This is a genomic window from Nocardioides zeicaulis (assembly GCF_042432345.1).
In the GTDB taxonomy this organism is placed as follows: Bacteria; Actinomycetota; Actinomycetes; order Propionibacteriales; family Nocardioidaceae; genus Nocardioides; species Nocardioides zeicaulis.
This window is the reverse complement of sequence record NZ_JBHLXH010000001.1, coordinates 804,113-829,093: the sequence shown is the minus strand read 5'-3', so window position 1 is coordinate 829,093 and position 24,981 is coordinate 804,113. Positions and strand designations below refer to the sequence as shown.

The following is a 24,981-nucleotide window of genomic DNA, read 5'->3' as shown; positions in this document are numbered from 1 at the left end:
CACGCCGACCGGGGCGCGCGGATGTAGCTCAATGGTAGAGCCCCAGTCTTCCAAACTGGCTACGCGGGTTCGATTCCCGTCATCCGCTCCCAGCGGGTCTGTCGAGCCGTCGTCCCCCCGTGGGCCGACAGCCCGGGAACCCGGTTGGGCGGGGCGTAGCGTAGTGGCTAGCGCGCCTGCTTTGGGAGCAGGAGACCGCAGGTTCGAGTCCTGTCGCCCCGACGTGGACCACCGTGCCGACCCCTTCGCGCGCTGTGCGCGCGCGGTCGTGCTCGCCGGCGTGGTCCTGCTCGCGGGCTCCCTCGCCCACGTCTCGGCCGACGGGCTGCTCCCCGGGCTCGGGTCGATGACGACGCTCTTCGTCGTGCTCGTGGCGGCCTGCGCCGCCCTGCTGGGTCGCGCCGCGTCGGCGGGCCGCCTGGTGGCGCTGACCGTCGGCGGCCAGCTCGCGGTGCACACCGCGCTGTCGGTCCTCGCCGGTCACCGGGGCGAGCACCACGCCGGCGGAGGTGCCGCGTTGATGCCCCACGTGCACGAGGCGGCCCCCGACGGGCCGTGGACCTGGGCGACCCACGCGCTCCAGGACGTGCTCGAGCGTCCCGCGATGGCCCTGGCCCACGTCGCCGCCTCGGTCCTGATCGGTCTCTGGCTGGCGGTGGGGGAGCGCGCACTGTGGGCGCTCGTCACCCTTGCTCGGTGTCGTGCCGGGTCCTCGCTGCGCGAGGCCCTGCGGGTCCTCGGCGCGACGGCCCTCCTGCCCCACGACGTGCGGCGCGCGGTCGTCGTACGCCCCGCCCGTGACGAGCCGCGGCCCCAGCTCCCGCTGTGGTCGCGCGGCCCGGCGCGACGCGGTCCCCCGGCGGTGCAGCCGACCCGCTGAGCCTCCGCCTGCGCGGACCCTCGGCGGGCCCTGCCCTGCCTGCACCGCCCGGTCGCGAGCCGCTCACGACCTCGGGGCGGTGCGGGTCGTCCCGTCTGCCCGAGGAGAACCCCATCAGCACCCTCACCGACGACGCCGCTGCCGGCAGGGGGGCGTCCGAGACGCCGCCCACCCGCGCCGGCGCGACGAACACGCGAGGCCGCCCGACACCGGCCGGCCTCTTCCGCGCCTTCTGGCGCTGGCACTTCTACGCCTCCTTCGTGGTCGTCCCGGTCTTCGCCGTCCTGGCCGTGACCGGGCTGATCTACCTGTTCCGCTTCCAGCTCGAGCCGATGCTGCACGCCGACGTCATGCGCGCGGAGCAACCGGTCGGGCAGGAGCTCCCGTACGTCCTGTCCGACCAGCTCACCCTCGTCGAGGACGCCTACCCCGACGGCGAGGTCGGGCTGGTCCGCGAGGGCCGCGATCCCGACCTGGCCACCGCCTTCTCGGTGACGAAGCAGGACGGCCGCGTGGTCGACGTCTTCGTCGACCCGTGGCGCGGTCGGATCCTCGGCGAGCTCGACCCCGACACCACGCTGTCGGGCTACGCCGTGCGCATCCACGCCGACCTCATGGGCGGCGTGCTCGGCGACCGGCTCATCGAGGTCGCCGTCTGCTGGGCGATCGTCATGACGCTCACCGGCTACTACCTCTTCCTCGCCGGCCGCAGGGCGCGGCTGCGGCGGCGTGCGAAGAAGGCGCCGGGCTCCGGCCTCCGCAGCCGGCACGCCCTCGTCGGCTCCGTGGCCGGGGTGGGCCTGCTCCTGATGGTCGTCACCGGCCTGCCGTGGACCGGGTTCTGGGGCGCGAAGGTGCAGGAGCTGGCCACCGCCCAGGGCTCGTCGCTGTGGAGCCTCGACCACGGCGCGGAGTCGGAGCCCGGCTCGCGGCTCGACGAGTCGCTCCCGCACAGCCACGCCGTACGTGAGCTGCCGTGGGCGCAGGGCGCGACCGAGGTCCCGTCCTCGGACCCCGACGGCGCCGGCCCCGCGTCGGTCGCGAACGTCGACACGGCGGTGGTGGTCGCTGAGCGGGAGGGCCTGGCCCACCCGATGACGATCGCGCTGCCGGGCGGTGACGAGGGTGTGTTCTCCGTCATCGGCGACGCCTTCCACGACCCGAGCCGGGAGCGCACGGTCCACGTCGACCGGTACTCCGGCGAGGTCCGCTCTCAGTACGGCTTCGAGGACTACCCGCTCGCCGCCAAGGCCGTCGCCCAGGGCATCGGGCTCCACGAGGGGCGGAGCCTGGGCCCGGTGAGCTTCTGGGCGGCTACGCTCTTCTGCGTGGCGGTGCTGTTCCTGTGCGTGACCGGCCCCCTGATGTGGTGGCGGCGACGTCCCTCGCGCTCCGGCTCGGTCGGGGCGCCGCGCGGTCGGATGCCCGTGCGGGCGACGTGGTGGCTGGCGGCCGCGCTGGTGGTCCTGGGTGTGGTCCTGCCGCTGTTCGGCCTCACGCTGGTGCTGGTGCTGCTGCTCGACCGGTTCGTGCTGCGCCGGGTGCCTCGCCTGCGGGCGGTGTTCGACACGGTGGACTGACGCGCCACGGGCCGGGGGCAGGTCCCCGTCGGCGGCGCGGGCGTGATTCGGCATGCGTCCGCGCCGTCGATAGACTCCTGGAGTTTGTGGGGCAGCGCCCCACGACCTACCCATGACCTTCAGCATCAGGAGACATTTGTGAAGAGCGCCGTCGAGACCTTGAGCCCCACCCGGGCCAAGCTGACCGTCGAGGTGCCCTTCGAGGAGCTCAAGCCGAGCCTCGACGCGGCCTACCAGAAGATCGCGAAGCAGATCAACGTCCCCGGCTTCCGCCGCGGCAAGGTCCCGCCGGCGGTCATCGACCGCCAGGTCGGGCGCGGTCCGGTGCTCGACGAGGCGATCAACGCCGTCGTCCCGCAGTCCTACATGGCCGCCCTGCAGGAGCACGACCTCGAGCCGCTCGCGCAGCCCGAGATCGAGGTGACCAAGTTCGAGGACAACGAGTCGCTCGAGTTCACCGCCGAGGTCGACGTCAAGCCCGACTTCGAGCTGCCGGCCTACGACGGCCTCGAGGCGAGCGTCGAGGACATCGAGATCACCGACGCCGACGTCGACGAGCAGGTCGAGGCGCTCCGTGAGCGCTTCGGGACCCTCGTCCCGGTCGAGCGCGCGGCCGCCGACGGCGACTTCGTGACCATCGACCTGGTGGCGGCCAAGGACGGCGAGGCCGTCGACGGCGGCGAGGTCGCCGGCATGTCCTACAAGGTCGGTCGCGGCGGCATGATCGACGGCCTCGACGAGGCACTGGCCGGCCTGTCCGCCGGCGAGGAGGCCACCTTCGACTCCGAGCTCGTCGGTGGCGACCTGGTCGGCGAGCCGGTCCAGGTGACCGTCAAGGTCACCGCCGTGCAGGAGCAGCAGCTCCCCGAGTACGACGACGAGTTCGCCCAGCTCGCCTCCGAGTTCGACACCGCCGAGGAGCTCACCGCCGACGTGCGCGAGCGCCTCGGTCGCGGCAAGCGCCTCGAGCAGGCCGCCGCGGCCCGCGACGCGGTCCTCGAGGCCCTGCTGGAGAAGGTCTCGATCCCGCTGCCCGAGGTGATGGTGACCGACGAGCTCAACGCGCGGCGCCAGAACGTCGAGCAGCAGCTCGCCTTCGCCGGCATCACCATGGAGAAGTACCTCGAGGACGAGGGCCAGACCCAGGAGGAGTTCGAGTCCGAGCTCGAGCGCCGCGTCCGCGACGCCGTCGCCGCGCAGTTCATCCTCGACAAGATCGCCAAGAAGGAGGAGTTCGGCATCGACCAGGCCGAGCTCTCCGAGCACCTCGTGCGCCGCGCCCAGCAGTCCGGGCAGGACCCGCAGGAGTTCGCGAACCACATGTTCGAGCACAACCACATCCCCGAGCTCGTGCAGGAGATCCTGCGCGGCAAGGCGCTGGCCACCATCGTCGAGGCCGCGACCGTCAAGGACGCCTCGGGCAACGTGGTCGAGCTGAAGAACCTCCGTCCGGACGGCACCATCGGCGAGCCGGTCGACGAGACCGCCGAGGCTGCTGAGACCGAGGGCTCCGACGCCGAGGCCACCGAGGAGACCGAGGACTCCGAGAAGGCCTGACCCACCGCACCGCGCGCGACGGCGCCCGTCCCCACCGGGGGCGGGCGCCGTCCGTCGTCCGGGGCGCCTGGGCCGGCCGGGGGACCGCACGCCGGCGCCGGAGTCTGCTGTGGGCGAACAGAGGGGGTCTTCGCGTGGAACTGTCCGTGCTTCCGGCTAGTGTCGCCAGCGTGAACCAGAACTCCAGCCCAGCCCTCTCGCCGGAGATGAACGGCGCCGGTGGGATGTATGGCCTCGACGACCACATCTACCAGCGCCTCCTCCGCGAGCGCATCGTCTTCCTCGGCTCGGAGGTGCGCGACCAGAACGCCAACGCGATCTGCGCCCAGCTCCTCCTGCTCTCCGCGGAGGACCCGGAGGCCGACATCTTCCTCCACATCAACAGCCCGGGTGGCTCCGTGGACGCCGGCATGGCGATCTACGACACGATGAACTACATCCCCAACGACGTGGCCACCGTCGGCATGGGCCTGGCCGCCTCCATGGGCCAGTTCCTGCTCTGCGCCGGCACCAAGGGCAAGCGCTACGCCCTGCCCCACGCGCGGATCATGATGCACCAGCCCTCCTCGGGCATGGGTGGCTCCGCCTCCGACATCAAGATCCAGGCGCAGCAGTCGCTGCACATCAAGAAGGTGCTGCTCGACCTGATCGCCGAGCACACCGGCCAGAGCGTCGAGCAGGTCGTCGCCGACGCCGACCGCGACCGCTGGTTCACCGCCGACCAGGCGGTCGAGTACGGACTGGTCGACCAGGTCATCACCAGCGCCCGCGAGGCCGCCGACGAGGGCCGCCCGGCCCGGAAGCAGGACTGAGACATGAACTACTACATCCCCCAGTGGGAGGAGCGGACCTCCTACGGGTTCCGCCGCATCGACCCCTACGCCAAGCTGTTCGAGGAGCGCATCATCTACCTCGGCACGCCGATCAGCGACGACGTGGCCAACGCGGTCATCGCCCAGCTGATGTGCCTGGAGACGATGAACCCCGACACCGACATCAGCATCTACATCAACAGCCCCGGTGGCTCGTTCACCGCGCTCACCGCGATCTACGACACGATGAAGTTCATCAAGCCCGACGTCCAGACCGTGTGCCTGGGCCAGGCCGCCTCCGCGGCCGCGATCCTCCTGGGAGCGGGCGCCAAGGGCAAGCGGATGGCGCTGCCCAACAGCCGGATCCTGATCCACCAGCCCTACACCGAGGGCACGTTCGGCCAGACCTCCGACATCGAGATCCAGGCCAACGAGATCCTCCGGATGCGCGAGCTGCTCGAGAAGATGATCGCCGAGTCGAGCGGCAAGGACATCGACCAAGTGAGCCGCGACATCGAGCGCGACAAGATCCTGACCGCGGAGCAGGCCGTCGAGTACGGCCTGATCGACGCCGTGATCGAGTCCCGCAAGGGCGCGGCCGCGCTCGTCTGAGCGCACAATTATGGTTCGCGACATCTCGTGTCCGGCCCCCGTCGGGGGCCGGCACGGGGTACCGTCGTGGGGCCTGTTGCAAGGTGTGGAGTGCCGGCGCCCCTGCCCGGCGAGACTGGAGGACACGATCCGTGGCACGTATCGGTGACGGCGGCGACCTGTTGAAGTGCAACTTCTGCGGCAAGAGCCAGAAGCAGGTCAAGAAGCTCATCGCTGGGCCCAACGTCTACATCTGCGACGAGTGCATCGAGCTCTGCAACGAGATCATCGAGGAGGAGCTCGCCGAGGGTGCCGAGGTCAGCCTCGAGGAGCTGCCGAAGCCCCGCGAGATCTTCGAGTTCCTCAACTCCTACGTGATCGGCCAGGAGCACGCGAAGAAGTCCCTCGCGGTCGCGGTCTACAACCACTACAAGCGCGTCCAGGCCGGCCTCCAGCCCGTCAGCGGCAAGGTCAAGGAGGACGTCGTCGAGGTGGCGAAGTCCAACATCCTGGTGATCGGCCCGACCGGCTGCGGCAAGACCTACCTCGCCCAGACCCTCGCCCGGATGCTCAACGTCCCCTTCGCGATCGCGGACGCGACGGCGCTCACCGAGGCCGGCTACGTCGGCGAGGACGTCGAGAACATCCTGCTCAAGCTCATCCAGGCCGCCGACTACGACGTCAAGAAGGCCGAGACCGGCATCATCTACATCGACGAGATCGACAAGGTGGCCCGCAAGGCGGAGAACCCCTCGATCACGCGTGACGTCTCGGGCGAGGGCGTCCAGCAGGCGCTGCTCAAGATGCTCGAGGGCACGACCGCCTCGGTGCCCCCGCAGGGTGGGCGCAAGCACCCGCACCAGGAGTTCATCCAGATCGACACCACCAACATCCTCTTCATCGTGGGTGGTGCGTTCGCCGGTCTCGAGCAGATCATCGAGCAGCGGGTGGGCAAGAAGTCGCTCGGCTTCACCGCCGAGGTGCGCGGCGCCGCCGAGCGCGAGGCCGACGACCTGCTGGCCCAGGTGCGCCCCGAGGACCTCACCAAGTTCGGCCTGATCCCCGAGTTCATCGGCCGCCTGCCGCTCATCGCCAGCGTGTCCAAGCTCGACCGCGAGGCGCTCGTCCAGATCCTCACCGAGCCCCGCAACGCGCTCGTCAAGCAGTACCAGAAGCTCTTCGACCTCGACGGCGTCGAGCTCGAGTTCACCCCCGACGCGATCGACTCCATCGCCGACGCCGCCCTCGAGCGCGGCACCGGGGCCCGTGGGCTGCGCGCCATCATCGAGGAGGTCCTCCTCTACGTGATGTACGACGTGCCCTCGCGCGGCGACGTCGCCAAGGTGGTCGTCACCCGGGAGGTCGTCGAGGACGACGTCGCGCCGACTCTGGTCCTGCGCGAGTCCGAGGCGAAGAAGAAGAAGTCCGCCTGACCCACGCCGACCCGTCTCCACGACGGCATGGCCCGAACGGGCCATGCCGTCTGGTCATTTCGGGCCATGTCGGGCCATCAGGGCCGAACCGGCGTCATGGCCCGGTGAGAATGACGTCTCGTCAGCATGTGGGAAGGGGAGCGCGTGAGGCGCGATCAGTGGCGGCCGCTCGTGGCGTTCGCCTGCGTGGCGGTGCTGTGCGCCGTCCTGATGACGATCTCGGCCACCCGGGGCTTCGGGGTCGACCTCTTCCGTCCCGCGCGTCCGATCGCCGCGCCGCGTGCCGCCGAGCCCCCCGCCCCGCGCGCGACCCCGGAGGCGCTCCCGCCCGCCACCGTGCCCCCTGAGCTCAGCGCACTGTCGCTCGCCACCCTCGCGGCGAGTGGTCCCGGCTCGCTCCCGGCCGCCGCAGCGGGTGTCCGTGACCGGCTCGCAGAGCAGCCGCGCGCCCTCGACGCGGTCGGCGGCTCCGTGACGGGACTCCCCGAGATGGTCGACGCCGCGGACGACGACAGCACCACCGTGGACCAGCCCGGGACGGACCGCGGGTCGCAGAAGGCGGACCGCAAGGCCGCCCGGGAGGCCGAGAAGGCCGACCGGAAGGCACAGCGCGACGCGGAGAAGGCCGAGCGTGCTGCCGAGCGCGAGGCGCGGAAGGCCGACAGGAGGGCCGAGCGCGACGCGGAGAAGGCCGAGCGCGACGCGGAGAAGGCCGAGCGTGCCGCCGACCGGGAGGCGCAGAAGGCCGAGCGCGCTGCCGAGAGGGAGGCGCAGAAGGCCGAGCGATCCGTCGAGCGGGAGGCCCAGAAGGCCGAGCGCGACGCGGCGAAGGCCGACCGGGGCCGCAGCACCCACTGACGTGCCGGCCCCGCCCCGGCGGTGGCCCAGGCAGCCTTCCGGGCGCCAGGACGTGCGTGGCTCACCGCTCCGCGCGCCCACCCACGCCTCGCGACGGCTGCTGCCGCCGCGAGGCGCGGACCGTCCTCAGTCCTCGGAGGGGGCCAGCTCGGCGCTCACGCGCAGCTCGGTGGCAGCCTCGTCGGCGACGAACTCGAGGTCGCCGGTGATGGTGCCGACGGCGCGCAGGTCGTCCTGCGCCTCGCGGGCTGCCTCGACCAGGGCCTGCGGGCCGGTGACGACCACGCGCGAGAGCGGCGCGCGCATCTTCGCCTTGGCCTGCGACTTCGCGCCCCGGATGCCGGTCAGCGCGGCGGCGACGGCGTCGAGGACGAGCGGCTGCGAGGCCGCGGCGGAGCCCAGGTCGGCGGCGGTCGGCCAGGAGGCGCGGTGGATCGAGCCCTCCTGCCACCAGGACCAGACCTCCTCGGTGGCGTAGGGCAGGAACGGCGCGAGCAGCCGCAGCTGCACGTGGAGCGCGATGGCCAGCGTGGCCCGTGCCGACTCCGTGCCGGCGCCGCCGTCGGCGTCGTAGGCGCGCTCCTTGACCAGCTCGAGGTAGTCGTCGCAGAACTCCCAGAAGAACTTCTCGGTGACCTCGAGCGCGGTGGTGTAGTCGTAGGCGTCGAACGCCTCGGTGGCGCGGCGGACCACGGTCTCGAGCCGGCCGAGCAGCGCGCAGTCGACCGGGGCGCTGACCGCTGCCGGGCTCAGTGCGGTGGCCCCGACGTTGCCGAGGACGAACTTGGAGGCGTTGAGCACCTTCATCGCCAGCCGGCGCCCCACCTTCATCTGCGACTCGTCGAAGGGCGAGTCCATGCCGGGACGGCCGATGGCGGCCCGCCAGCGCACGGCGTCGGCGCCGTACTTGTCGAGGATGTCGGTCGGGACGACGACGTTGCCCTTCGACTTCGACATCTTCTTGCGGTCGGGGTCGACGATGAAGCCGGAGATCATCGCGTGCGACCACGGGACGACCTGGTGCTCGAAGTCCGCGCGCACGACGCGGGAGAAGAGCCAGGTGCGGATGATGTCGTGGGCCTGGGTGGCGAGGTCGAAGGGGAAGACCCGGGAGAACAGGTCGTCGTCGACGCCCCACTGGCCCGCGATCTGCGGCGTCAGCGACGAGGTCGCCCACGTGTCCATCACGTCGGGGTCGCCGATGAAGCCGCCCGGCTTGCCGCGCTGGTCCTCGGTGTAGCCCTCCGGTGCCTGGGTCGACGGGTCGACCGGGAGCTGCGCCTCGGTGGGCATGAGCGGGTGGGCGTGGTCGGGCTCGCCGTCGGCGTCGAGGGGGTACCAGACCGGGAACGGGATGCCGAAGAAGCGCTGCCGGGAGATCAGCCAGTCGCCGTTGAGGCCGCCGACCCAGTTGTCGTAGCGGTGCTTCATGTGGGCGGGGATCCAGGTGATCTCCTCGCCGCGGACCAGCATCTCCTTGCGGAGCGCGGCGTCACGCCCGCCGTTCTTGATGTACCACTGGCGGGTGGCGATGATCTCGAGCGGCTTGTCGCCCTTCTCGTAGAAGTTCGCCATGCGCTGCGTGGCCTTCGGCTCGCCGTCGAGGTCGCCGGACTCGCGCAGCAGCGCGACCATCGCCTCGCGGGCGCTGAAGGTCGTCCTGCCGGCCAGCTCGGCGTACGCCGTGGCGGCGGGCTCGGCGGCCAGCCACTCCGGGGTCTCGCGGGTCAGCCGGCCGTCGCGGCCCACGACCGTGCGGACCGGGAGGTCGAGCTCGCGCCACCACATGACGTCGGTGAGGTCGCCGAACGTGCAGCACATCGCGATGCCGGCGCCCTTGTCGGGCTCGGCCGCGGGGTGGGCGAGCACCGGGATCTCGACGCCGAAGACCGGCGAGGTGACGGTCGTGCCGAAGACGCCCTGGTAGCGCTCGTCGTCGGGGTGCGCGATGAGCGCGACGACGCTCGGGATCAGCTCCGGACGGGTCGTCTCGATGTGGAGGGGGGAGCCGTCGGGGCGGTGGAACGCGACGCGGTGGTACGCGCCGGGGTAGTCCCGCGCCTCGAGCTCGGCCTGCGCGACGGCGGTCTGGAAGGTGACGTCCCACAGGGTCGGGGCCTCGGAGAGGTACGCCTCGCCGCGCGCGTAGTTGCGCAGGAACGCGCGCTGGCTCACGGTCCGGGAGTGGTGGCCGATCGTGGTGTAGGTCGGGTTCCACTGGACCGACAGGCCGAGCTGGCGCCACAGCGCCTCGAAGGCCTTCTCGTCCTCCACGACGAGCTGCTCGCACAGCTCGATGAAGTTCGGGCGGCTGATCGGGACCTGCTTCTTCGGGTCCGGCTTCTCCGGCGGCGTGAAGTCGGGGTCGTAGGGCAGGGCGGGGTCGCAGCGGACGCCGAAGTAGTTCTGGACGCGGCGCTCGGTCGGCAGGCCGTTGTCGTCCCAGCCGATCGGGTAGAAGACCGCCTTGCCCTGCATGCGCTGGTAGCGCGCGATGAGGTCGGTGTGGCTGTAGGAGTAGACGTGCCCGACGTGCAGCGAGCCGCTCACGGTGGGCGGCGGCGTGTCGATCGAGTAGACGTTCTCGCGGGGCTGGGTGCGGTCGAAGGCGTAGGTGTCGTCGGCGGCCCACGCCTGCGACCACTTCTCCTCCAGGCCCTCCAGCGCCGGACGCTCCGGTACGACGACGGCACGCGGGTCGGTGCTCGTCGTGTCCGGGGCCTGGGTGCTGGGAGTCTCAGTCATGCCGGAAGTCTAGGGAGAGCACTCCGACCTGCGAAAACGAGTAGGGCGAGCCACGGCCTGCACCTAGCGTGGGGCCATGCCGGACGACGCGCCCTCCGACGGGTACACGCTCGAGTTCCTCCACGACCCCGAGTCCTTCCTGCTCGCCGCGGAGGACCTCCTGGCCCGTGAGCCCGTGCTGGGCAGCGTGATCGCCAGCGTGAGCGTGCGCGCCTCCCGCGAGCTCGCCGAGGGGCACGACGCGTGGGCCGAGGTGGGCGCCCCGTTCCGCCGCTGGTGGGTCGTCGTGCGCGACCGCACCGGACGGGCGGTGAGCGCCGCGATGCGGACCGCGCCGTTCCGTCCGCACCCGACGTTCGCCCTGCCGATGCCGGAGGAGGCCGCGCGGCTGCTCGCCACGGCCCTGCACGAGCGCGGCGAGCTGCTCGGCGGCGCCAACGGCGCGCTGCCCGGTGCGGAGGTGCTGGCGCGCGAGACCGCGCGGCTGTGGGGAGGGGAGATGACGGTCGCCAAGGGCAGCCGGCTGTGGGAGGCCGTCTCCGTCGAGGTACCGACGGCGCCCGAGGGACGGTTGCGGCAGGCGACGCGCGACGACGCCGAGCTGGTGCTCGGCTGGTACACCGCGTTCCACGTCGAGGCCGACGAGCAGGCCGGCCGCGCCCCCGACCCCGCCAGCGGCGAGCACGCCACGACCGACGGCGTGCTGTCCCGCATCAGCGAGGGCGTGGAGTGGCTGTGGGAGCTGCCCGACGGGACGGTGGCGCACCTGAGCGGCGCGAGCCTGCCCGCCTTCGGGGTGTCCCGGATCGGTCCGGTGTACACGCCGAAGGCGCACCGCGGCCGGGGCATCGCGTCCCACGTCGTGGGCGAGCTGACCCGCCGGGGCCTCGACGCCGGCCACCGGATGTGCCTGTTCACCGACACCGACAACCCGACGTCGAACAAGATCTACGCCGCCCTCGGCTACCGACCCGTGGTCGACATGGCCGAGCACCTCGTCAGCGTCCCGGCCGGCGCCTAGCCTCGGGGGATGCGGCGCGTCCTCGTCCTCGTCCTGACCCTGTCCCTCGCGTCCCTTGCCGCCGCGTCGCCGGGCCTGCCGGGCCCAGCGACCGCCGACGCCGCGCCGGTGGGGGAGCGGCAGGCGTCGGTGCACACCGTGGGCGGCTGCCAGGTCTTCCCGGCCGACAACCCGTGGAACCGTCGCGTCGACCGGCGTCCGGTCTGGCGGTGGTCGAAGGAGGTGGTGCGGCGGCAGGCGGCCGGCCACGACCTCCACCTCGACCTCGGCACGACCGATGCCTCCTACGGCATCCCGGTCACCGTGGTCGACGCCGACCAGTCGCTGCTGCCGCTGCAGTTCGGCACCGACGGGGAGGACTACCGCGACGAGAGCGACCGCGGGCCGGTGCCGGTGCCGCCCGAGGCAGCGATCGAGGGCGGCAGCGCCGCGGAGCCGGACCCGGGCGAGGGCGATCGCCACGTCGTCACCGTCCGCCGGGGCACGTGCGACCTGGTGGAGCTGTACGCCGCCGAGCGGGTGCGCGACGCCTCGGGTGCGGTCGTGGGCTGGCGGGCCGCGTCGGCCGCCCGCTGGGACCTGTCCTCCAACAGGCTGCGCCCCGCCGGCTGGACGTCGGCGGACGCGGCGGGGCTCCCGATCCTGCCCGGCCTGCTGTCCTACGACGAGGCCGCCTCCGGTCGCATCACCCATGCCCTGCGCTTCACGCTGCCGACCGCCCGCAGCGCCTACAGCTGGCCGGCACGCCACTGCGGCCCCCGCGGCAACACCGACCGCACCCTCCCGGCGTACGGCATGCGCTTCCGCCTGCCCCGCTCGTTCCCGGCCCGTCGCTACTCCGGCGTCGCCCGCACGATCGTGGTGGCGATGAAGAGGTACGGCCTGGTCTACGCCGACCAGGGGTCGTCGATGTTCGTCACCGGCACCTCCGACCCCCGCTGGGAGGACGCGCTCGACCAGCTCCGCGCCCGACCGCTCGACGGCCGGTCGCTCCAGGTCGTCGAGCCCTGGCGCCGGGTGGTGACCTGCGGCTGAGGCCGCGCGTCAGGGACGCAGGGCGAGCTTGCCGCCGGGGTGGCCCTCCATCAGGAACCGCGTCGCCTCGACGGCGTCGGGCAGCGCGAAGGTGCGGGCGACCGGCACCACGAGCCGGCCCTCGGCGGCCAGCCGCACCAGCTCGGGTCGTACGGCGTCGCGGAACGCCGCGCTCTTCGGCATCGCGCCGGCGATGGCCCGGAAGCCCTCGGTCCGCGCCCGCTCGGCGGCGGCGATCGTGACGACGCGGTCGCGGTCGGCCACCAGCGCCAGCGACACGTCGACCGCCTCGTCGGTGCCGACGCAGTCGAGGGCGGCGACGACGCCGTCGGGGGCGAGCTCGCGGACGCGGTCCTCGAGCCCGGGGCCGTAGGCCACGGGGGTGCCTCTGAAGCGTGCGACCGTGTCGAAGCTGTGGGGGCCGGCCGTGCCGATCACGGACGCGCCGACCAGCGCGGCCTGCTGGAGCAGGCTGACGCCGACCGCCCCCGACGCCCCGTGCACCAGCACGGTGTCGCCCTCGCTCACGCCGGTCACGTGGAGCATCTCGGCAGCCGTGCTGCCGGCGAGCAGCAGGTTCGCGGCCTCGTCGAACGACAGCGCCTCCGGCTTGGCGAAGACGTCGCGCGCGGGGACGGTGAGCTCGCTCGCCCAGCCGCCGACGACCCGGAAGGCGAGCACCTCATCGCCCACCGAGACCGGGCCGGAGGCGATCGTGGTCGCCGGCCCGACCGCGGAGACGACGCCGGCCACCTCGTAGCCGACGGGGCGCGGGAAGTCCTCGGACTTGCCGCGCGCGACGTGCTTGGCGTCGGCGGGGTTCATCCCCGCCGCGCGCACCTCAATCGTCACCTCGCCCTCCCCGGGCGGCGCCACGTCACGCTCCTCGAGCACCAGGACGTCGAGGTCGCCGGGACGGGTCGCGATCCACTGGAGGGCCATGTCGACCAGACTGCCAGCCCCGAGCCAGCCTGCGGTCTGGGAGTGCGGGCACGGGGTCCATAGACTCGGGGCGCCATGACTGATGCCCCCGCCGACTCGCCCCGCCTCGCCGAGACCTTCGACGAGGTCGAGGACGCCCTGCTGTCCCGCTGGCCCGAGAGCCGGCTCGAACCGAGCCTCGACCGGATCCAGGCCTTCACCGAGCTGCTCGGCGAGCCGCAGCGGTCGTTCCGCTCGATCCACCTCACCGGCACCAACGGCAAGACCAGCACGAGCCGGATGGTCGAGACGCTGCTGCGAGCCCTCGACCTGCGCACCGGCCGGTTCACCTCGCCGCACCTCGAGCGGATGAGCGAGCGGATCACGATCGACGGGGAGCCGCTCGACGACGAGGCGTTCGTGCGCGCGTTCAACGACGTCGCCCCCTACACCCACCTCGTCGACGCCGAGCAGGACCACCCGCTCAGCTTCTTCGAGACGATGGTCGGGATGGCCTACGCCGCGTTCGCCGATGCGCCAGTCGACGTCGCGGTGGTCGAGGTCGGGATGGGCGGCAGCTGGGACGCCACCAACGTCATCGACGCCGACGTGGCCGTCGTGCTGCCGATCGCGGTCGACCACGCGAAGTACCTCGGTGACGACCCGGCCACCATCGCCCTCGAGAAGGCCGGGATCATCAAGGCCGGCTCGGTCGCCGTGCTCGCCGAGCAGACCCCCGAGGTCGCCGCCGTGCTGGTGGAACGGGCCGCGGAGGTCGGCGCCACCCTGGCGCGCGAGGGCATGGAGTTCGGTGTCGTGTCCCGCACGCCCGCCGTCGGCGGCCAGGTGGTCACCCTGCGCGGGCTGCGAGCGACGTACGAGGACGTGTTCCTGCCGCTCTACGGCGCCCACCAGGCGCAGAACGCCGCCGTCGCGCTTGCCACCGTCGAGGCCTTCGGCACCGGGGAGCTCGACGACGAGCTGGTCCGCGCCGCCTTCGCGGAGGTCACCTCGCCCGGCCGCCTCGAGATCATCCGGCGCAGCCCCACGATCCTCCTCGACGCGGCCCACAACCCGCACGGCGCGGAGGCCGTCGCGGCCGCGCTCGACGACTCGTTCTCCTTCAGCCCGCTCGTCGGCGTGATGGGCGTGATGGCCGACAAGGACGTCGAGGGCCTGCTCACCGTGCTCGAGCCGCACTTCTCCCACCTGGTCTGCACCCAGAACTCCACGCCGCGCTCGATGACCGCGGTGGCCCTGGGGCGTGCCGCCGTCGAGGTCTTCGGCGAGGACCGCGTCTCGGTCGTGCCCGACCTGGCCGAGGCGATCGACCGCGCCGCCACCCTCGCCGAGGCGCACGAGGCCATCGACGTGTCCATCGGTGCCGGCGCGGTGCTCGTCACCGGGTCGGTCGTCACGGTCGGCCAGGCGCGGAGCCTGCTCAAGGGACGCCGATGAGCGACGAGCAGGCCGGCGCCGCGCCCGCGGAGCGCTCGCCGCGCCGCGGCATGGCCGCAGCGGTGCTCAGCCTCGAGGCGATCACCCTCGGCCTGACCACCCCGGTGATGATCACCATCGCCGACGTCGACACCGGCCTCGCCCTGGCCATCGGCCTGGGCCTCGCCGTCGTGTGCGTGCTGCTGGCGGGCATGCTGCGCGCCGAGTGGGCCTACGGCGCCGGCTACGTCGTCCAGGTCGGCGCGATCGCCCTCGGGTTCGTGGTGCCGGTGATGTTCGGCCTCGGCGCGATCTTCGCCGTGCTGTGGACCACCGCCGACCTGCTGGGTCGCAAGATCGAGCGCGAACGGGCGGCCGCCTGGGCGGCCTGGCGGGCCGAGCAGGCCCAGCAGGACTGAGCGGGCGCCGCGCTGGCTAGGCTGCGGTCATGACCGACGTCCAGCGTTCCCTCGTCCTCGTCAAGCCCGACGGCGTGCGCCGCGGCCTCTCCGGCGAGATCCTGCGTCGGATCGAGGCCAAGGGCTACACGCTCGCGGCCGTCGAGCTGCGCGACGCCACCCCGGAGGTCCTCGCCGAGCACTACGCCGAGCACGAGGGCAAGCCGTTCTACGCCCCGCTCGTGGAGTTCATGCTCTCCGGCCCGGTGCTGGCCGTGGTCATCGAGGGCGAGCGCTGCATCGAGGGCTTCCGCTCCCTCGCCGGCGCCACCGACCCCACCGTGGCCGCCCCCGGCACGATCCGTGGCGACCTCGGCCGCGACTGGGGCCTCGCCGTCCAGCAGAACCTGGTCCACGGCTCCGACGCCCCCGAGTCCGCCGCCCGCGAGATCGGCATCTGGTTCCCCGGGCTCACGGCCTGACGCGAGCCCGCTCGCGGTCGGGCCGCGAGCGAGGCATCTTTCACCCCAGCCCCACACGCCCCGCGCGTGTCCTGCCGCGAACACCGCGCCGCGCTCCTTAACCTGAGCGTGGGTCGGCGGGAGTGCTGACCCCACTTCCCACGTTCCACCCGACCTGCGAGGGCTCCCGCGGCATGGCAAAAAGCTTCATCGGCCGAGACATGGCCGTCGACCTCGGCACTGCCAACACGCTGGTGTACGTCCGCGGCCGGGGCGTGGTGCTCGACGAGCCCTCGGTCGTGGCGATGAACACCACCACCGGCGAGGTGCTCGCGGTGGGCCACGAGGCCAAGCGGATGATCGGGCGCACGCCCGACAACATCGTCGCCATCCGCCCGCTCAAGGACGGCGTGATCGCCGACTTCGAGGCGACCGAGCAGATGCTGCGCTACTTCATCCACCAGGTGCACCGCCGCCGCTACTTCGCCAAGCCCCGCATGGTGATCTGCGTGCCGAGCGGCATCACCGCGGTCGAGCAGCGTGCGGTCAAGGAGGCCGGCTACCAGGCCGGGGCCCGCAAGGTCTACATCGTCGAGGAGCCGATGGCGGCGGCGATCGGTGCCGGGCTGCCGGTGCACGAGGCGACGGGCAACATGGTCGTCGACGTCGGCGGCGGCACCACCGAGGTCGCGGTGATCAGCCTCGGCGGCATCGTCACCAGCCTGTCGATCCGCACGGCCGGCGACGACCTCGACCAGGCGATCATCGCGTGGATGAAGAAGGAGTACTCCCTGATGCTGGGGGAGCGCACCGCCGAGGAGATGAAGATGACCCTCGGCTCGGCCTTCCCCCTGCCCACCGAGCCCGACGCGGAGATCCGCGGCCGCGACATGGTCTCCGGCCTGCCCCGCACCGTCGTGGTCTCCAGCGCCGAGCTGCGCCAGGCGCTGGAGGAGCCGCTGCACAACATCATCGACGCGGTCCGCACCACCCTCGACCAGACCCCGCCCGAGCTGGCCGGCGACATCATGGACCGCGGCATCGTCCTCACCGGTGGCGGAGGCATGCTGCGCGGGCTCGACGAGCGGCTGCGCCACGAGACCGGCATGCCGGTGCACGTGGCCGAGGAGCCGCTGTCGTCGGTGGCCTACGGCGCGGGCAAGTGCGTCGAGGAGTTCGAGGCCCTCCAGCAGGTCCTCGTCTCGGACCCGCGGCGGTTCTGATGGCCGGCCTGGGGGGACACGACGGGCGCGAGCGGCGCTGGCGCGGCACGGCCGAGCTCGAGTCGCGCAACCGGCCGCCGCGCTCGCTGCTGGTCGCGCTCGTGCTGGCCAGCATCACGCTCGTCACGCTAGACGCCTCCGGCGGCGGGTCGTCGCCGCTCGAGCCCGCGCGCCGCGCAGTGGGCGAGGCCTTCGGTCCCGCCGAGTCGGCCGCGGCCGCCGCCGTACGTCCCTTCACCGCGGTGCCGACGTGGTTCCGCAGCAAGGGCGACCTCGCCGACCAGGTGCGCGACCTCGAGGCCAGCAACGCCGACCTGCGCAGCAAGGTCGAGCTCGCCGGGTTCGACCGCAACCGCCTCGAGCAGTACGACGGCCTCACGACCGCCGCCGAGGACCTCGGCTCGGCCCTGGTCCCGGCCCGGGTCGTCGCGCTCGGCTCCCGGCAGTCGCAGAGCTTCACCGTCACCATCGACGCCGGCTCCGACGCCGGGATCGGGCCCGACATGACGGTCGTCAACAACGACGGCCTGGTCGGGCGCGTGCTGCGGGTCACCCGCACCACCGCCACGGTGCTGCTGGTCGTCGACCCCGAGTCGACGGTCGGCGGGCGGGTCGGCTCGAGCATGGAGGTCGGCTTCGTGACCGGCAGCGGGTCGCTGCAGGAGGACTCGGGGCTCGACCTGCGCCTGGTCGACGACACCACTGTGCCGGCCCGTGACGACACCGTCGTCACGTGGGGCAGCGACAACGGTCCCTACGAGCCCGGCGTGCCGATCGGCACGATCACCGAGGTCTACAGCTCGGTGCGCGAGGCCACCCAGCGTGCGGTCGTGAAGCCGTTCGTGGACTTCTCCGCCCTCGACGTGGTCGGTGTGATGGTGCCCAGCGGCACCCGCAGCGACCGCGCGGTGGTGGAGGCCGACGGGAGCCTGAGGTGAGGGCGCTGCGCGCCGCGGTCGCGGCGCTCGCCGTCGTCGTCGCGCTCGTCGTGCAGGTCTCCTTCTTCCCGCACCTGGCCTGGCACGGCATCGTGCCCAACCTCTGCCTGCTCGTCGTGGTGGCGGCCGCGCTCACCGTCGAGGCGCCGTTCGCGATGCTGCTCGGCTTCGCCGCCGGCCTCGCGCTCGACCTCGCGCCGCCCGCCGACCACGTCGCCGGCCGGTGGGCGCTCGCGCTGACGGTGGTGGCCTTCCTCGCCGCGCGCGTGCGGCAGGACCAGAAGCCCACCGCGCTGGCGGTCGTCGGCACCGTGGCGGCGTCCTCGTTCGTCGCCACCTCGCTCTTCGCGCTGTCGGGCGTGGTCCTCTCCGACCCGGCGACCTCGGTCTCCAGCCTGCTCGAGGTGGTGCTGGTCGCGGTCGTGTGGGACGTCCTGCTGACCCCGTTCGTGCTGCCGCCCCTGATGCGGCTGTTCTCCCGCCTCAGCCCCCAGTGGGCGACCACGTGAGCGCCGCGCGGGGGCGCTCCTCCGCCGGCCGGATGCGGCTGGTCGTGGTGCAGGTGCTGGCCTTCTCGCTCTTCGCCACGCTCTTCGTCCGGCTCTACTACCTCCAGGTCGTGGGCGGGGCGTCCTACCAGGCCCAGGCCGCCGACCAGTCGGTGCGCGACATCGTCGTGCAGCCGCAGCGCGGCCTGATCGTCGACAGCCAGGGCCGCCCGCTGGTCGCCAACCGCACCTCCTGGGTGATCTCGGTCGACCGCACGCTGCTCGGCAAGCTCGGCGAGCACCAGCGCACCGAGCTCGTCCGCCGGGTCTCCGACGTGGTGGGGGAGACCCCCGCCGACGTCGAGGCCCGCCTGGTCACCTGCGGCGACGCCGACAGCGTGCGAGACGTGTGCTGGAACGGCTCGCCCTACCAGCCGGTGCCGGTGGCCACCGACGTCCCCAAGAAGGTCGCGCTGCGCGTCCTGGAGCAGCCGGAGGACTACCCCGGCGTGCTCGCCGAGCAGCAGAGCGTGCGCTCCTACCCGCGCCCCTTCGGCATCAACCTGGCCCACGTCCTGGGCTACCTCAGCCCGATCACCGAGGACGAGTACGACGCCGCCGCCGAGCGTGACGACCGCTCGCTCAACGGTGCGTCCGTCGTCGGCCGCGCCGGGGTGGAGAAGCAGTACGACGCGTGGCTGCGCGGGCTGCCGGGCTACCGCCGGGTCGCGGTCGACTCGATGGGCCGGGTGCTGGGCGACGACTCGGTCGTCGAGAGCACGCCCGGCGACACCCTCGTCACCTCGATCGACGCCAAGGTGCAGTCGGTGGTCGAGAAGCAGCTCGCGGAGCGGATCAAGGTCCAGCGGGCCACCCTCGACCCGGTCACCGGACGCAACTTCGCCGCCGACTCCGGCGCCGCGGTCGTGCTCGATGCGAAGACCGGTCGCGTCATCGCGATGGCCAGCCAGCCGACCTACGACCCCGACGTGTGGACCGGCGGGATCAGCGAGGACCAGCTGGCCCGGCTCTACTCCGAGCAGGCGGGCACGCCACTGCTCTCGCGCGCCACGCAGGGCCAGTTCGCCCCAGGCTCCACGTGGAAGCCGTTCATGACCGCAGGCGCGCTGACCAACGGCTACCCGATGGACACCCAGCTCGACTGCTCGTCGGGGTTCCAGGTCGGCAACCGCGTCTTCCACAACCACGAGTCGGCGGCCGAGGGCACGATCGGCTTCGTCCGCGCCCTCGAGGTCTCCTGCAACACCTTCTTCTTCCGCATCGGCTACGACTTCTGGCAGAGGTTCGGCAGCGACCCCGCCGACGTCGACGCCCGCGACCCGCTGGTCGAGGAGGCCAAGGAGTTCGGCTTCGGCTCGCGCACCGGCATCGACCTGCCGGGCGAGGCACCCGGCCGGATCGCCGACCGGCACTGGAAGCAGGCCTACTACGAGTCGCAGAAGGACTACTACTGCGGCCTGAGCAGCAAGCCGCAGACCGCCGGCACCAGCGACTTCGTCTACCGGTTCGCCCACGAGTTCTGCCTCGAGGGCAACCTCTACCGGGCCGGCGACGCGGTCAACTTCTCCATCGGCCAGGGCGACACCATCGTCACGCCGCTCCAGCTCGCCCGCGCCTACGCCGCCCTGGCCAACGGCGGCACCCTCTTCGCGCCGACGGTGGCGAAGGCGCTGGTCAGCCCGCAGGGCGACGTGCTGCGCCGGATCACCCCGAAGAAGGTCGCCCACGTCGACGTCCCGCAGGAGTACCTCGACTTCATCGACGGTGCACTCCAGGGCGTGACCCGCGAGGGCACGATGGCCTGGAAGATGGGCGGCTTCCCGCTCGACGACGTCACGGTGCGCTCCAAGACTGGCTCGGCGGAGGTCTACGGCAAGCAGTCGACCGGCTGGGTGGCCTCCTACACCAAGGACTACGTCGTGGTGATGATGATCAGCCAGGCCGGCACCGGCTCCGGCTCGACCGGCGACGGGGTCCGCAAGATCTGGGAGGCGCTCTACGGCGTCGACGGCACGGACGTACGCCCCGCGCGGGCCGCGACCCCCGGTGTCGTCCCGCCGCCCTCGCTGCCGCAGTTCCTCGACGACGGCTCGATCATGCCGCCCGTCGTCAAGGCAGGGGAGTGAGGCCGCGATGACCGTCCTGTCCGTACGTCCGACCCGCCCGGGCCAGCCCGCCACGAGCCTGCGCGCGCCCGGTCTCGACTGGCTGCTCGTGCTCGCCTCGGCCGGCCTGGTGGTGCTCGGCACGCTCCTCGTCTGGTCGGCCACCTCGACACGCGCCGACCTCACGGGCGGCGACGCCGACGCCTACCTGCGCAAGCAGCTGGTCAACGTCGCGATCGGCCTGGTGCTGATGGTGGCGGTGCTCGCCACCGACCACCGCTGGGTGAGGATCCTCGCCCCTGTCGCCTACCTCGCCAGCGTCGGCGGCCTGGTGATGGTGCTCGTCGCGGGCAGCACGATCAACGGCTCCCGCTCCTGGCTGCAGCTCGGTGGCATGTCCATCCAGCCCTCCGAGTTCGCGAAGCTGGCAGTGGTCATCGGCATGGCCCTCGTGGTGGCCGAGCGCACCGAGCGGCGCTGGGGCCGCGGCGTGGGCAGCCTGGAGGTCGTGGCGATGCTGGCGATCGCCGGGGTTCCGGCGGTGCTGATCCTGCTCCAGCCCGACCTCGGCACCATGCTCGTGCTGTCGGCGACCGTGTTCGGCGTGCTCGCGATCGCGGGAGCCGGACGCGGCTGGCTCGGCGGGCTGTCCCTCGCCGCCGTGGCCGGGGCGGGCGGGGCGGTCGCGCTGGGCGTCCTCAAGCCCTACCAGGTCGACCGCTTCATGGCCTTCACCAACCCGGGGCTCGACCCGCGCGGGGCCGGCTACAACACCGAGCAGGCGCGCATCGCCGTCGGCAACGGCGGCCTTCTGGGCCAGGGCCTCTTCGGGGGCTCGCAGACCCGTTCGGGGTTCGTCCCCGAGCAGCACACCGACTTCATCTTCACCGTCGCCGGCGAGGAGCTCGGGCTGGTCGGCGCGGGCGTGCTGATCCTCCTCCTCGCGGTGGTGGTGTGGCGTGCCCTGGCGATCTCGGCCGCCGCGGGCGACCTCTTCGGCCGGGTCGCGGCCGCCGGCATCGCGTGCTGGTGGGGCTTCCAGGCCTTCCAGAACATCGGGATGTGCCTGGGCATCATGCCCGTCACCGGCGTGCCGCTGCCGTTCGTGTCCTACGGCGGCAGCTCGATGTTCGCCGGCATGCTCGCGCTCGGGCTGCTGCAGAACATCCACCTGCGCTCGTCGGGCGCGGCGCTGCGCCGCTAGCCCGAGGTCGACCGCTTCTCCCCGCACGTGTCGGGCGGCGTCAGCCGGAGGTCGGCCCAGAGCCGGTTGTGGTCGGACGCGCCCGAGGTGAGCACCCGGCTGGTCAGCGGCTCGAGGTCGCGCGCGAACAGGTAGTCGATCTTGCGTCCGCCGTGGCTGGTCGCCGCCGGGCCCTGACCGACAGCGGTCCACGTGTCGGTGAGCTGGGAGCCGATCGTCGCGACCGCCGCCGACCCGGGCCAGGCGTTGAGGTCGCCGCCGAGGACGGTCGGCAGGTCGTCGCCGGCGAGCACCCCGGCCACCTGCCGTGCCTGCGCGAGGCGTACGTCGGGCCGGGTCGCGTCGAGGTGGGTGTTGTAGACCCGCACGGCGCGGCCGTCGACCTCGAGGGTGACCCACTGGAGCCCGCGGGCCTCCGAGCGCGGGCTCCGCACGAGGGACACGCGGCCCTGCTGGACGATCGGGTAGCGGCTGAGGATCAGCGTGCCGTACTGACCGGACCCGCGGACCAGGTTGGTGCTGAACGACCCGTCCATCCCGACGGCGTCCGCGAGGACCTCGGCCTGGTCGACGTTGCCGGTGCGGAACATCCTGCGGTCGACCTCCTGCAGCAGCACCACGTCGGGGTCGACCTCGAGGATCTCCTCGGCGACGGAGTTGGTGCTGCCGGTGGAGCGGTGGGTGTTGAACGACAGCACCCGCAGCGTCACGGGCAGCCGGAGCTGTTCGCACACCAGCTCCTCGAGCCCCTCGGGCGGCGACGGCACGACGTCGTCCGGCCCGGGCGAGCCGTCGTCGCCCGGCCCCGGCGAGGTGTCCGGCGAGGTGCCGGGGGAGCCGTCGGTCGAGGGGACGGTCGAGGCCTCGGTGACGAGCGCCTCGTCGTCCCTGTCGGCGTCGGACGGCTCGCGCCGGTCGCGCACGAACAGCGCCACCAGGACCGCCACCACCAGGACGGCAGCAGCGACCCGCAGCCACTCCTCGCGTCGACCCATCACCCGCACCCCCTGTCGCGTCGGGGCCATTCTCCAGCCCGGGTGGTCGGGCCGCGCGCAGGCGCCCCGCCCCGGTCGCGGCGACGCCCGTCGCCGGGTGCGTCTCGTGTAGCCTCGGGCGCCGACGGGACGGCCTGCGAGGGGCCGGTCGAGGGAGCCGACGGGAAGCAGGACATGGTGGGAACGACCGAGCCGGGGCTGGGTGACGACGAGACCGGGGCCACGCTGGTCGAGCGCCTCCAGCAGGAGAACGAGGCGATGCGGCTCGAGGTCGTGGAGGCCCGCCACCGCCTGCTGGTCAACCGCGACCACGTCGTCGGCACCGAGGCGGAGATCGGTCGCCTGAACCGCGACGTGATGCGCCTCCAGGTCGAGCTCAACGAGAGCCGCAAGAAGGTCCGCGCGCTCCAGACCCGCAAGCGGGCGCTGCAGGACAAGGTCTCCGACCTCCAGGGCAGGCTCGCCACGACCCGCGCCCGGGTCCGCACCCTGTCCGGCCAGCTCGAGCAGCGTCCCGTGGCCGCGCCGTCCTTCACGCGACGCGTCGCCCGCCGCCTGCGGGGCGGTCGACGCTGATGGCGCCGGGAGCGCCGCTGTTCTCGGTCGTCACGCCGGTCTACGCCCCGCCGCTCGACGTCCTCGCCGACACCATCGCCTCGGTGCGCGCGCAGGAGCACACCGACTGGGAGTGGATCCTCGTCGACGACGTCTCGCCCGACCCCCGGGTGCGCCGCACGATCGCCGCCGCCGCGGCCGAGGACCCGCGGATCCGCCTCGTCGAGCGCGAGGTCAACGGCCACATCGTGGCCGCGTCCAACGACGCGGTGGCCGAGGCCGGCGGCGAGTTCCTGGTCTTCCTCGACCACGACGACCTGCTCACCAGCGACGCGCTGCTCGAGATGGCGCGCGCCATCGAGCGGCACCCCGACGCCGACTACCTCTACTCCGACGAGGACAAGGTGGGCGACGACGGCGAGCTCTTCGGCCGCTTCGCCAAGCCCGACTGGTCGCCCGAGCGGCTCCGCGGGCAGATGTACACCTCCCACCTCTCGGTGATGCGCACCTCGCTCGTGCGCGAGGTCGGCGCCTTCCGCGAGGGCTACGACGGCTCGCAGGACCACGACCTCGCGCTGCGCGTGGGGGAGAGGGCCCGGCGGGTGGTCCACGTCCCCCGGGTGCTCTACCACTGGCGAGCGGTCGCGGGGTCGGCCGCGGCCGACATCAACGCCAAGCCCTACGCCGACGACGCCGGCCGGCGGGCCGTGCAGGACCACCTCGACCGCTGCGGCATCGCCGGCACGGTCCACAGCGGCCGCGAGCCGGGCCGCTACGTCATCGAGCGCCGTCTCGACCCCGAGATGGTGGTCTCGCTGGTGATCCCGACCCGGGGCCAGTCCGCGCTCGTCTTCGGCGAGCGCCGCGCGATGGTCGTCGACACGGTGCGCACCGCGCTGGCGCGCACCGAGCACCCGCGCGTGGAGGTGGTCGTGGTCCACGACACCCCCACGCCCCCCGAGGTGCTCGAGGAGCTGCGCGAGATCGCCGGCGACCGCCTGGTGCTGGTCGAGTACACCCGGCCGTTCAACTTCTCCGAGAAGGTCAACCTCGGCTGCCTGCACGCCACGGGCGACCGGCTGGTCTTCCTCAACGACGACGTCGAGGTGCTCTCCGACCGGTGGCTGGAGAACCTGGTCGGGCCGCTCGACGAGCCCGACGTCGGGCTGACCGGAGCGAAGCTCTACTTCAGCGACTCCTCCATCCAGCACGCCGGTCACGGCTACTGGAACAAGCACTACCACCACCCGTTCCGCTACTGGAGCCGCGAGGAGGCGGGGCCCTTCGGCGAGCTCGTGGTCAACCGTGAGATGACCGGCGTCACCGCCGCCTGCTCGGCGATGAGGCGCGACGCCTTCCTCGAGATCGGCGGGTTCACCGAGGCGCTGCCGTCGAACTTCAACGACGTCGACCTCTGCTACAAGGTCGCGCACGCGGGCTACCGCACGGTGTGGGTCGCCAACTGCGAGCTGTTCCACTTCGAGTCGCAGACCCGTGACGGCACGGTGCAGGCCTGGGAGCGCCACTTCGTGGTGCGTCGCTGGGGCATCCCCGAGGTCGACCGGTACACGCCGGCGGCGGTCGCCACCCCGATGATCGACCCGCACCGCCTGCTCGACGCGCGCCTGGCCGAGCCGACCGCCGCCCGCCGCGCGCCCTCGCGCGGCAAGGGCGGGCGGGCCGGCCGCACGGCTCGCTGACTTCGGGCCCCGACCCGCAACGC

At 72.6% G+C, this 24,981-nt stretch carries 22 protein-coding genes and 2 tRNA genes; 21 read left to right on the top strand and 3 right to left on the bottom strand.

Annotated elements, in window-relative coordinates; translation table 11 throughout:
* Nucleotides 1-17 precede the first annotated feature (17 nt).
* The 9 genes from ACFFJG_RS04065 (at nucleotide 18) to ACFFJG_RS04025 (ending at nucleotide 7,711) form a co-directional block, all read left to right on the top strand.
* A tRNA-Gly gene (locus ACFFJG_RS04065) sits at nucleotides 18-88 on the top strand.
* A gap of 61 nt (nucleotides 89-149) precedes the next feature.
* Nucleotides 150-222: transfer RNA gene (locus ACFFJG_RS04060), tRNA-Pro, on the top strand.
* Between the two features lies 1 nt (nucleotide 223).
* Nucleotides 224-880, top strand: coding sequence for a hypothetical protein (locus tag ACFFJG_RS04055; protein WP_378517322.1), 657 nt, complete (start codon nucleotides 224-226; stop codon nucleotides 878-880).
* A 113-nt stretch (nucleotides 881-993) separates the two neighbouring features.
* Complete coding sequence (locus ACFFJG_RS04050; RefSeq protein WP_378519448.1) at nucleotides 994-2,460, top strand: PepSY-associated TM helix domain-containing protein; 1,467 nt, start codon at nucleotides 994-996, stop codon at nucleotides 2,458-2,460.
* Between the two features lie 138 nt (nucleotides 2,461-2,598).
* Nucleotides 2,599-4,017, top strand: a complete 1,419-nt coding sequence (gene tig / locus ACFFJG_RS04045) for a trigger factor (RefSeq protein WP_378517321.1) — start codon at nucleotides 2,599-2,601, stop codon at nucleotides 4,015-4,017.
* Between the two features lie 206 nt (nucleotides 4,018-4,223).
* Nucleotides 4,224-4,829 carry an ATP-dependent Clp protease proteolytic subunit gene (locus ACFFJG_RS04040; RefSeq protein WP_374456421.1) on the top strand — a complete coding sequence of 202 codons (606 nt, stop codon included), beginning with the start codon at nucleotides 4,224-4,226 and terminating at the stop codon, nucleotides 4,827-4,829.
* Between the two features lie 3 nt (nucleotides 4,830-4,832).
* The gene (locus ACFFJG_RS04035) at nucleotides 4,833-5,441 is read left to right on the top strand and encodes an ATP-dependent Clp protease proteolytic subunit (RefSeq protein WP_378517320.1); all 609 of its coding nucleotides are present in this window, start codon (nucleotides 4,833-4,835) and stop codon (nucleotides 5,439-5,441) included.
* 131 nt (nucleotides 5,442-5,572) lie between these two features.
* Entirely contained in the window at nucleotides 5,573-6,853 is a 1,281-nt protein-coding gene (clpX, locus tag ACFFJG_RS04030) for an ATP-dependent Clp protease ATP-binding subunit ClpX (protein ID WP_378517319.1), read from the top strand.
* Nucleotides 6,854-6,997: 144 nt separating this feature from the next.
* A complete protein-coding gene (locus ACFFJG_RS04025; protein ID WP_378517318.1) occupies nucleotides 6,998-7,711 on the top strand; it encodes a hypothetical protein in 714 nt (237 codons plus the stop codon).
* A gap of 126 nt (nucleotides 7,712-7,837) precedes the next feature.
* On the opposite strand, the gene valS is transcribed toward ACFFJG_RS04025, so the two are convergent.
* Complete coding sequence (valS, locus tag ACFFJG_RS04020; RefSeq protein ID WP_378517317.1) at nucleotides 7,838-10,456, bottom strand: valine--tRNA ligase; 2,619 nt, start codon at nucleotides 10,454-10,456, stop codon at nucleotides 7,838-7,840.
* A gap of 76 nt (nucleotides 10,457-10,532) precedes the next feature.
* Between valS and ACFFJG_RS04015 the strand changes: the two genes are divergently transcribed.
* The gene (locus tag ACFFJG_RS04015) at nucleotides 10,533-11,477 is read left to right on the top strand and encodes a GNAT family N-acetyltransferase (RefSeq protein ID WP_378517316.1); all 945 of its coding nucleotides are present in this window, start codon (nucleotides 10,533-10,535) and stop codon (nucleotides 11,475-11,477) included.
* A 9-nt stretch (nucleotides 11,478-11,486) separates the two neighbouring features.
* Complete coding sequence (locus ACFFJG_RS04010; RefSeq protein ID WP_378517315.1) at nucleotides 11,487-12,512, top strand: hypothetical protein; 1,026 nt, start codon at nucleotides 11,487-11,489, stop codon at nucleotides 12,510-12,512.
* A 9-nt stretch (nucleotides 12,513-12,521) separates the two neighbouring features.
* On the opposite strand, the gene ACFFJG_RS04005 is transcribed toward ACFFJG_RS04010, so the two are convergent.
* Entirely contained in the window at nucleotides 12,522-13,454 is a 933-nt protein-coding gene (locus tag ACFFJG_RS04005) for a quinone oxidoreductase family protein (protein ID WP_378517314.1), read from the bottom strand.
* Between the two features lie 75 nt (nucleotides 13,455-13,529).
* Here ACFFJG_RS04005 and ACFFJG_RS04000 point away from each other — a divergent pair, with 75 nt between their 5' ends.
* The 8 genes from ACFFJG_RS04000 to rodA all read left to right on the top strand — a co-directional run bounded on the left by ACFFJG_RS04000 (nucleotide 13,530) and on the right by rodA (nucleotide 21,708).
* Nucleotides 13,530-14,891 carry a bifunctional folylpolyglutamate synthase/dihydrofolate synthase gene (locus ACFFJG_RS04000; protein ID WP_378517313.1) on the top strand — a complete coding sequence of 454 codons (1,362 nt, stop codon included), beginning with the start codon at nucleotides 13,530-13,532 and terminating at the stop codon, nucleotides 14,889-14,891.
* Nucleotides 14,888-15,289, top strand: coding sequence for a DUF4233 domain-containing protein (locus ACFFJG_RS03995; RefSeq protein ID WP_378517312.1), 402 nt, complete (start codon nucleotides 14,888-14,890; stop codon nucleotides 15,287-15,289). Before ACFFJG_RS04000 ends, ACFFJG_RS03995 begins: the two co-directional genes overlap by 4 nt.
* Nucleotides 15,290-15,318: 29 nt before the next feature.
* Nucleotides 15,319-15,750, top strand: a complete 432-nt coding sequence (ndk, locus tag ACFFJG_RS03990) for a nucleoside-diphosphate kinase (RefSeq protein WP_378517311.1) — start codon at nucleotides 15,319-15,321, stop codon at nucleotides 15,748-15,750.
* Between the two features lie 173 nt (nucleotides 15,751-15,923).
* Nucleotides 15,924-16,952 (top strand): rod shape-determining protein, encoded by a 1,029-nt coding sequence (locus ACFFJG_RS03985; protein WP_378517310.1) that lies wholly within the window; start codon nucleotides 15,924-15,926, stop codon nucleotides 16,950-16,952.
* On the top strand, nucleotides 16,952-17,890 hold the full coding sequence (gene mreC / locus ACFFJG_RS03980) for a rod shape-determining protein MreC (RefSeq protein WP_378517309.1): 939 nt from the start codon (nucleotides 16,952-16,954) through the stop codon (nucleotides 17,888-17,890). The genes ACFFJG_RS03985 and mreC overlap by 1 nt, the downstream gene beginning before the upstream one ends.
* Complete coding sequence (gene mreD / locus ACFFJG_RS03975; RefSeq protein ID WP_378517308.1) at nucleotides 17,887-18,399, top strand: rod shape-determining protein MreD; 513 nt, start codon at nucleotides 17,887-17,889, stop codon at nucleotides 18,397-18,399. Before mreC ends, mreD begins: the two co-directional genes overlap by 4 nt.
* A complete protein-coding gene (gene mrdA, locus ACFFJG_RS03970) occupies nucleotides 18,396-20,525 on the top strand; it encodes a penicillin-binding protein 2 (protein ID WP_378517307.1) in 2,130 nt (709 codons plus the stop codon). Before mreD ends, mrdA begins: the two co-directional genes overlap by 4 nt.
* 7 nt (nucleotides 20,526-20,532) lie before the next feature.
* The gene (gene rodA / locus ACFFJG_RS03965; protein WP_378517306.1) at nucleotides 20,533-21,708 is read left to right on the top strand and encodes a rod shape-determining protein RodA; all 1,176 of its coding nucleotides are present in this window, start codon (nucleotides 20,533-20,535) and stop codon (nucleotides 21,706-21,708) included.
* Here rodA and ACFFJG_RS03960 read toward each other — a convergent pair.
* Entirely contained in the window at nucleotides 21,705-22,703 is a 999-nt protein-coding gene (locus ACFFJG_RS03960) for an endonuclease/exonuclease/phosphatase family protein (RefSeq protein WP_378517305.1), read from the bottom strand. The two genes, rodA and ACFFJG_RS03960, sit on opposite strands and share 4 nt — an antisense overlap.
* A gap of 177 nt (nucleotides 22,704-22,880) precedes the next feature.
* Here ACFFJG_RS03960 and ACFFJG_RS03955 point away from each other — a divergent pair, with 177 nt between their 5' ends.
* Both ACFFJG_RS03955 and ACFFJG_RS03950 read left to right on the top strand, forming a co-directional pair.
* Entirely contained in the window at nucleotides 22,881-23,279 is a 399-nt protein-coding gene (locus ACFFJG_RS03955) for a hypothetical protein (protein WP_378517304.1), read from the top strand.
* On the top strand, nucleotides 23,279-24,958 hold the full coding sequence (locus ACFFJG_RS03950; protein WP_378517303.1) for a glycosyltransferase family 2 protein: 1,680 nt from the start codon (nucleotides 23,279-23,281) through the stop codon (nucleotides 24,956-24,958). Before ACFFJG_RS03955 ends, ACFFJG_RS03950 begins: the two co-directional genes overlap by 1 nt.
* Nucleotides 24,959-24,981: the final 23 nt, after the last annotated feature.

Bases quoted from the DNA above. Each gene is read 5' to 3' on its own strand.
- ACFFJG_RS04035 (WP_378517320.1), top strand. From the start codon at position 4,833: ATGAACTACTACATCCCCCAGTGGGAGGAGCGGACCTCCTACGGGTTC.
- mreC (WP_378517309.1), top strand. From the start codon at position 16,952: ATGGCCGGCCTGGGGGGACACGACGGGCGCGAGCGGCGCTGGCGCGGC.
- rodA (WP_378517306.1), top strand. From the start codon at position 20,533: ATGACCGTCCTGTCCGTACGTCCGACCCGCCCGGGCCAGCCCGCCACG.
- ndk (WP_378517311.1), top strand. From the start codon at position 15,319: ATGACCGACGTCCAGCGTTCCCTCGTCCTCGTCAAGCCCGACGGCGTG.
- ACFFJG_RS03950 (WP_378517303.1), top strand. From the start codon at position 23,279: ATGGCGCCGGGAGCGCCGCTGTTCTCGGTCGTCACGCCGGTCTACGCC.
- ACFFJG_RS04040 (WP_374456421.1), top strand. From the start codon at position 4,224: ATGAACGGCGCCGGTGGGATGTATGGCCTCGACGACCACATCTACCAG.
- ACFFJG_RS04000 (WP_378517313.1), top strand. From the start codon at position 13,530: ATGACTGATGCCCCCGCCGACTCGCCCCGCCTCGCCGAGACCTTCGAC.
- ACFFJG_RS04015 (WP_378517316.1), top strand. From the start codon at position 10,533: ATGCCGGACGACGCGCCCTCCGACGGGTACACGCTCGAGTTCCTCCAC.
- valS (WP_378517317.1), bottom strand. From the start codon at position 10,456: ATGACTGAGACTCCCAGCACCCAGGCCCCGGACACGACGAGCACCGAC.
- ACFFJG_RS04010 (WP_378517315.1), top strand. From the start codon at position 11,487: ATGCGGCGCGTCCTCGTCCTCGTCCTGACCCTGTCCCTCGCGTCCCTT.
- ACFFJG_RS03985 (WP_378517310.1), top strand. From the start codon at position 15,924: ATGGCAAAAAGCTTCATCGGCCGAGACATGGCCGTCGACCTCGGCACT.
- ACFFJG_RS03960 (WP_378517305.1), bottom strand. From the start codon at position 22,703: ATGGGTCGACGCGAGGAGTGGCTGCGGGTCGCTGCTGCCGTCCTGGTG.
- ACFFJG_RS04005 (WP_378517314.1), bottom strand. From the start codon at position 13,454: ATGGCCCTCCAGTGGATCGCGACCCGTCCCGGCGACCTCGACGTCCTG.
- ACFFJG_RS03995 (WP_378517312.1), top strand. From the start codon at position 14,888: ATGAGCGACGAGCAGGCCGGCGCCGCGCCCGCGGAGCGCTCGCCGCGC.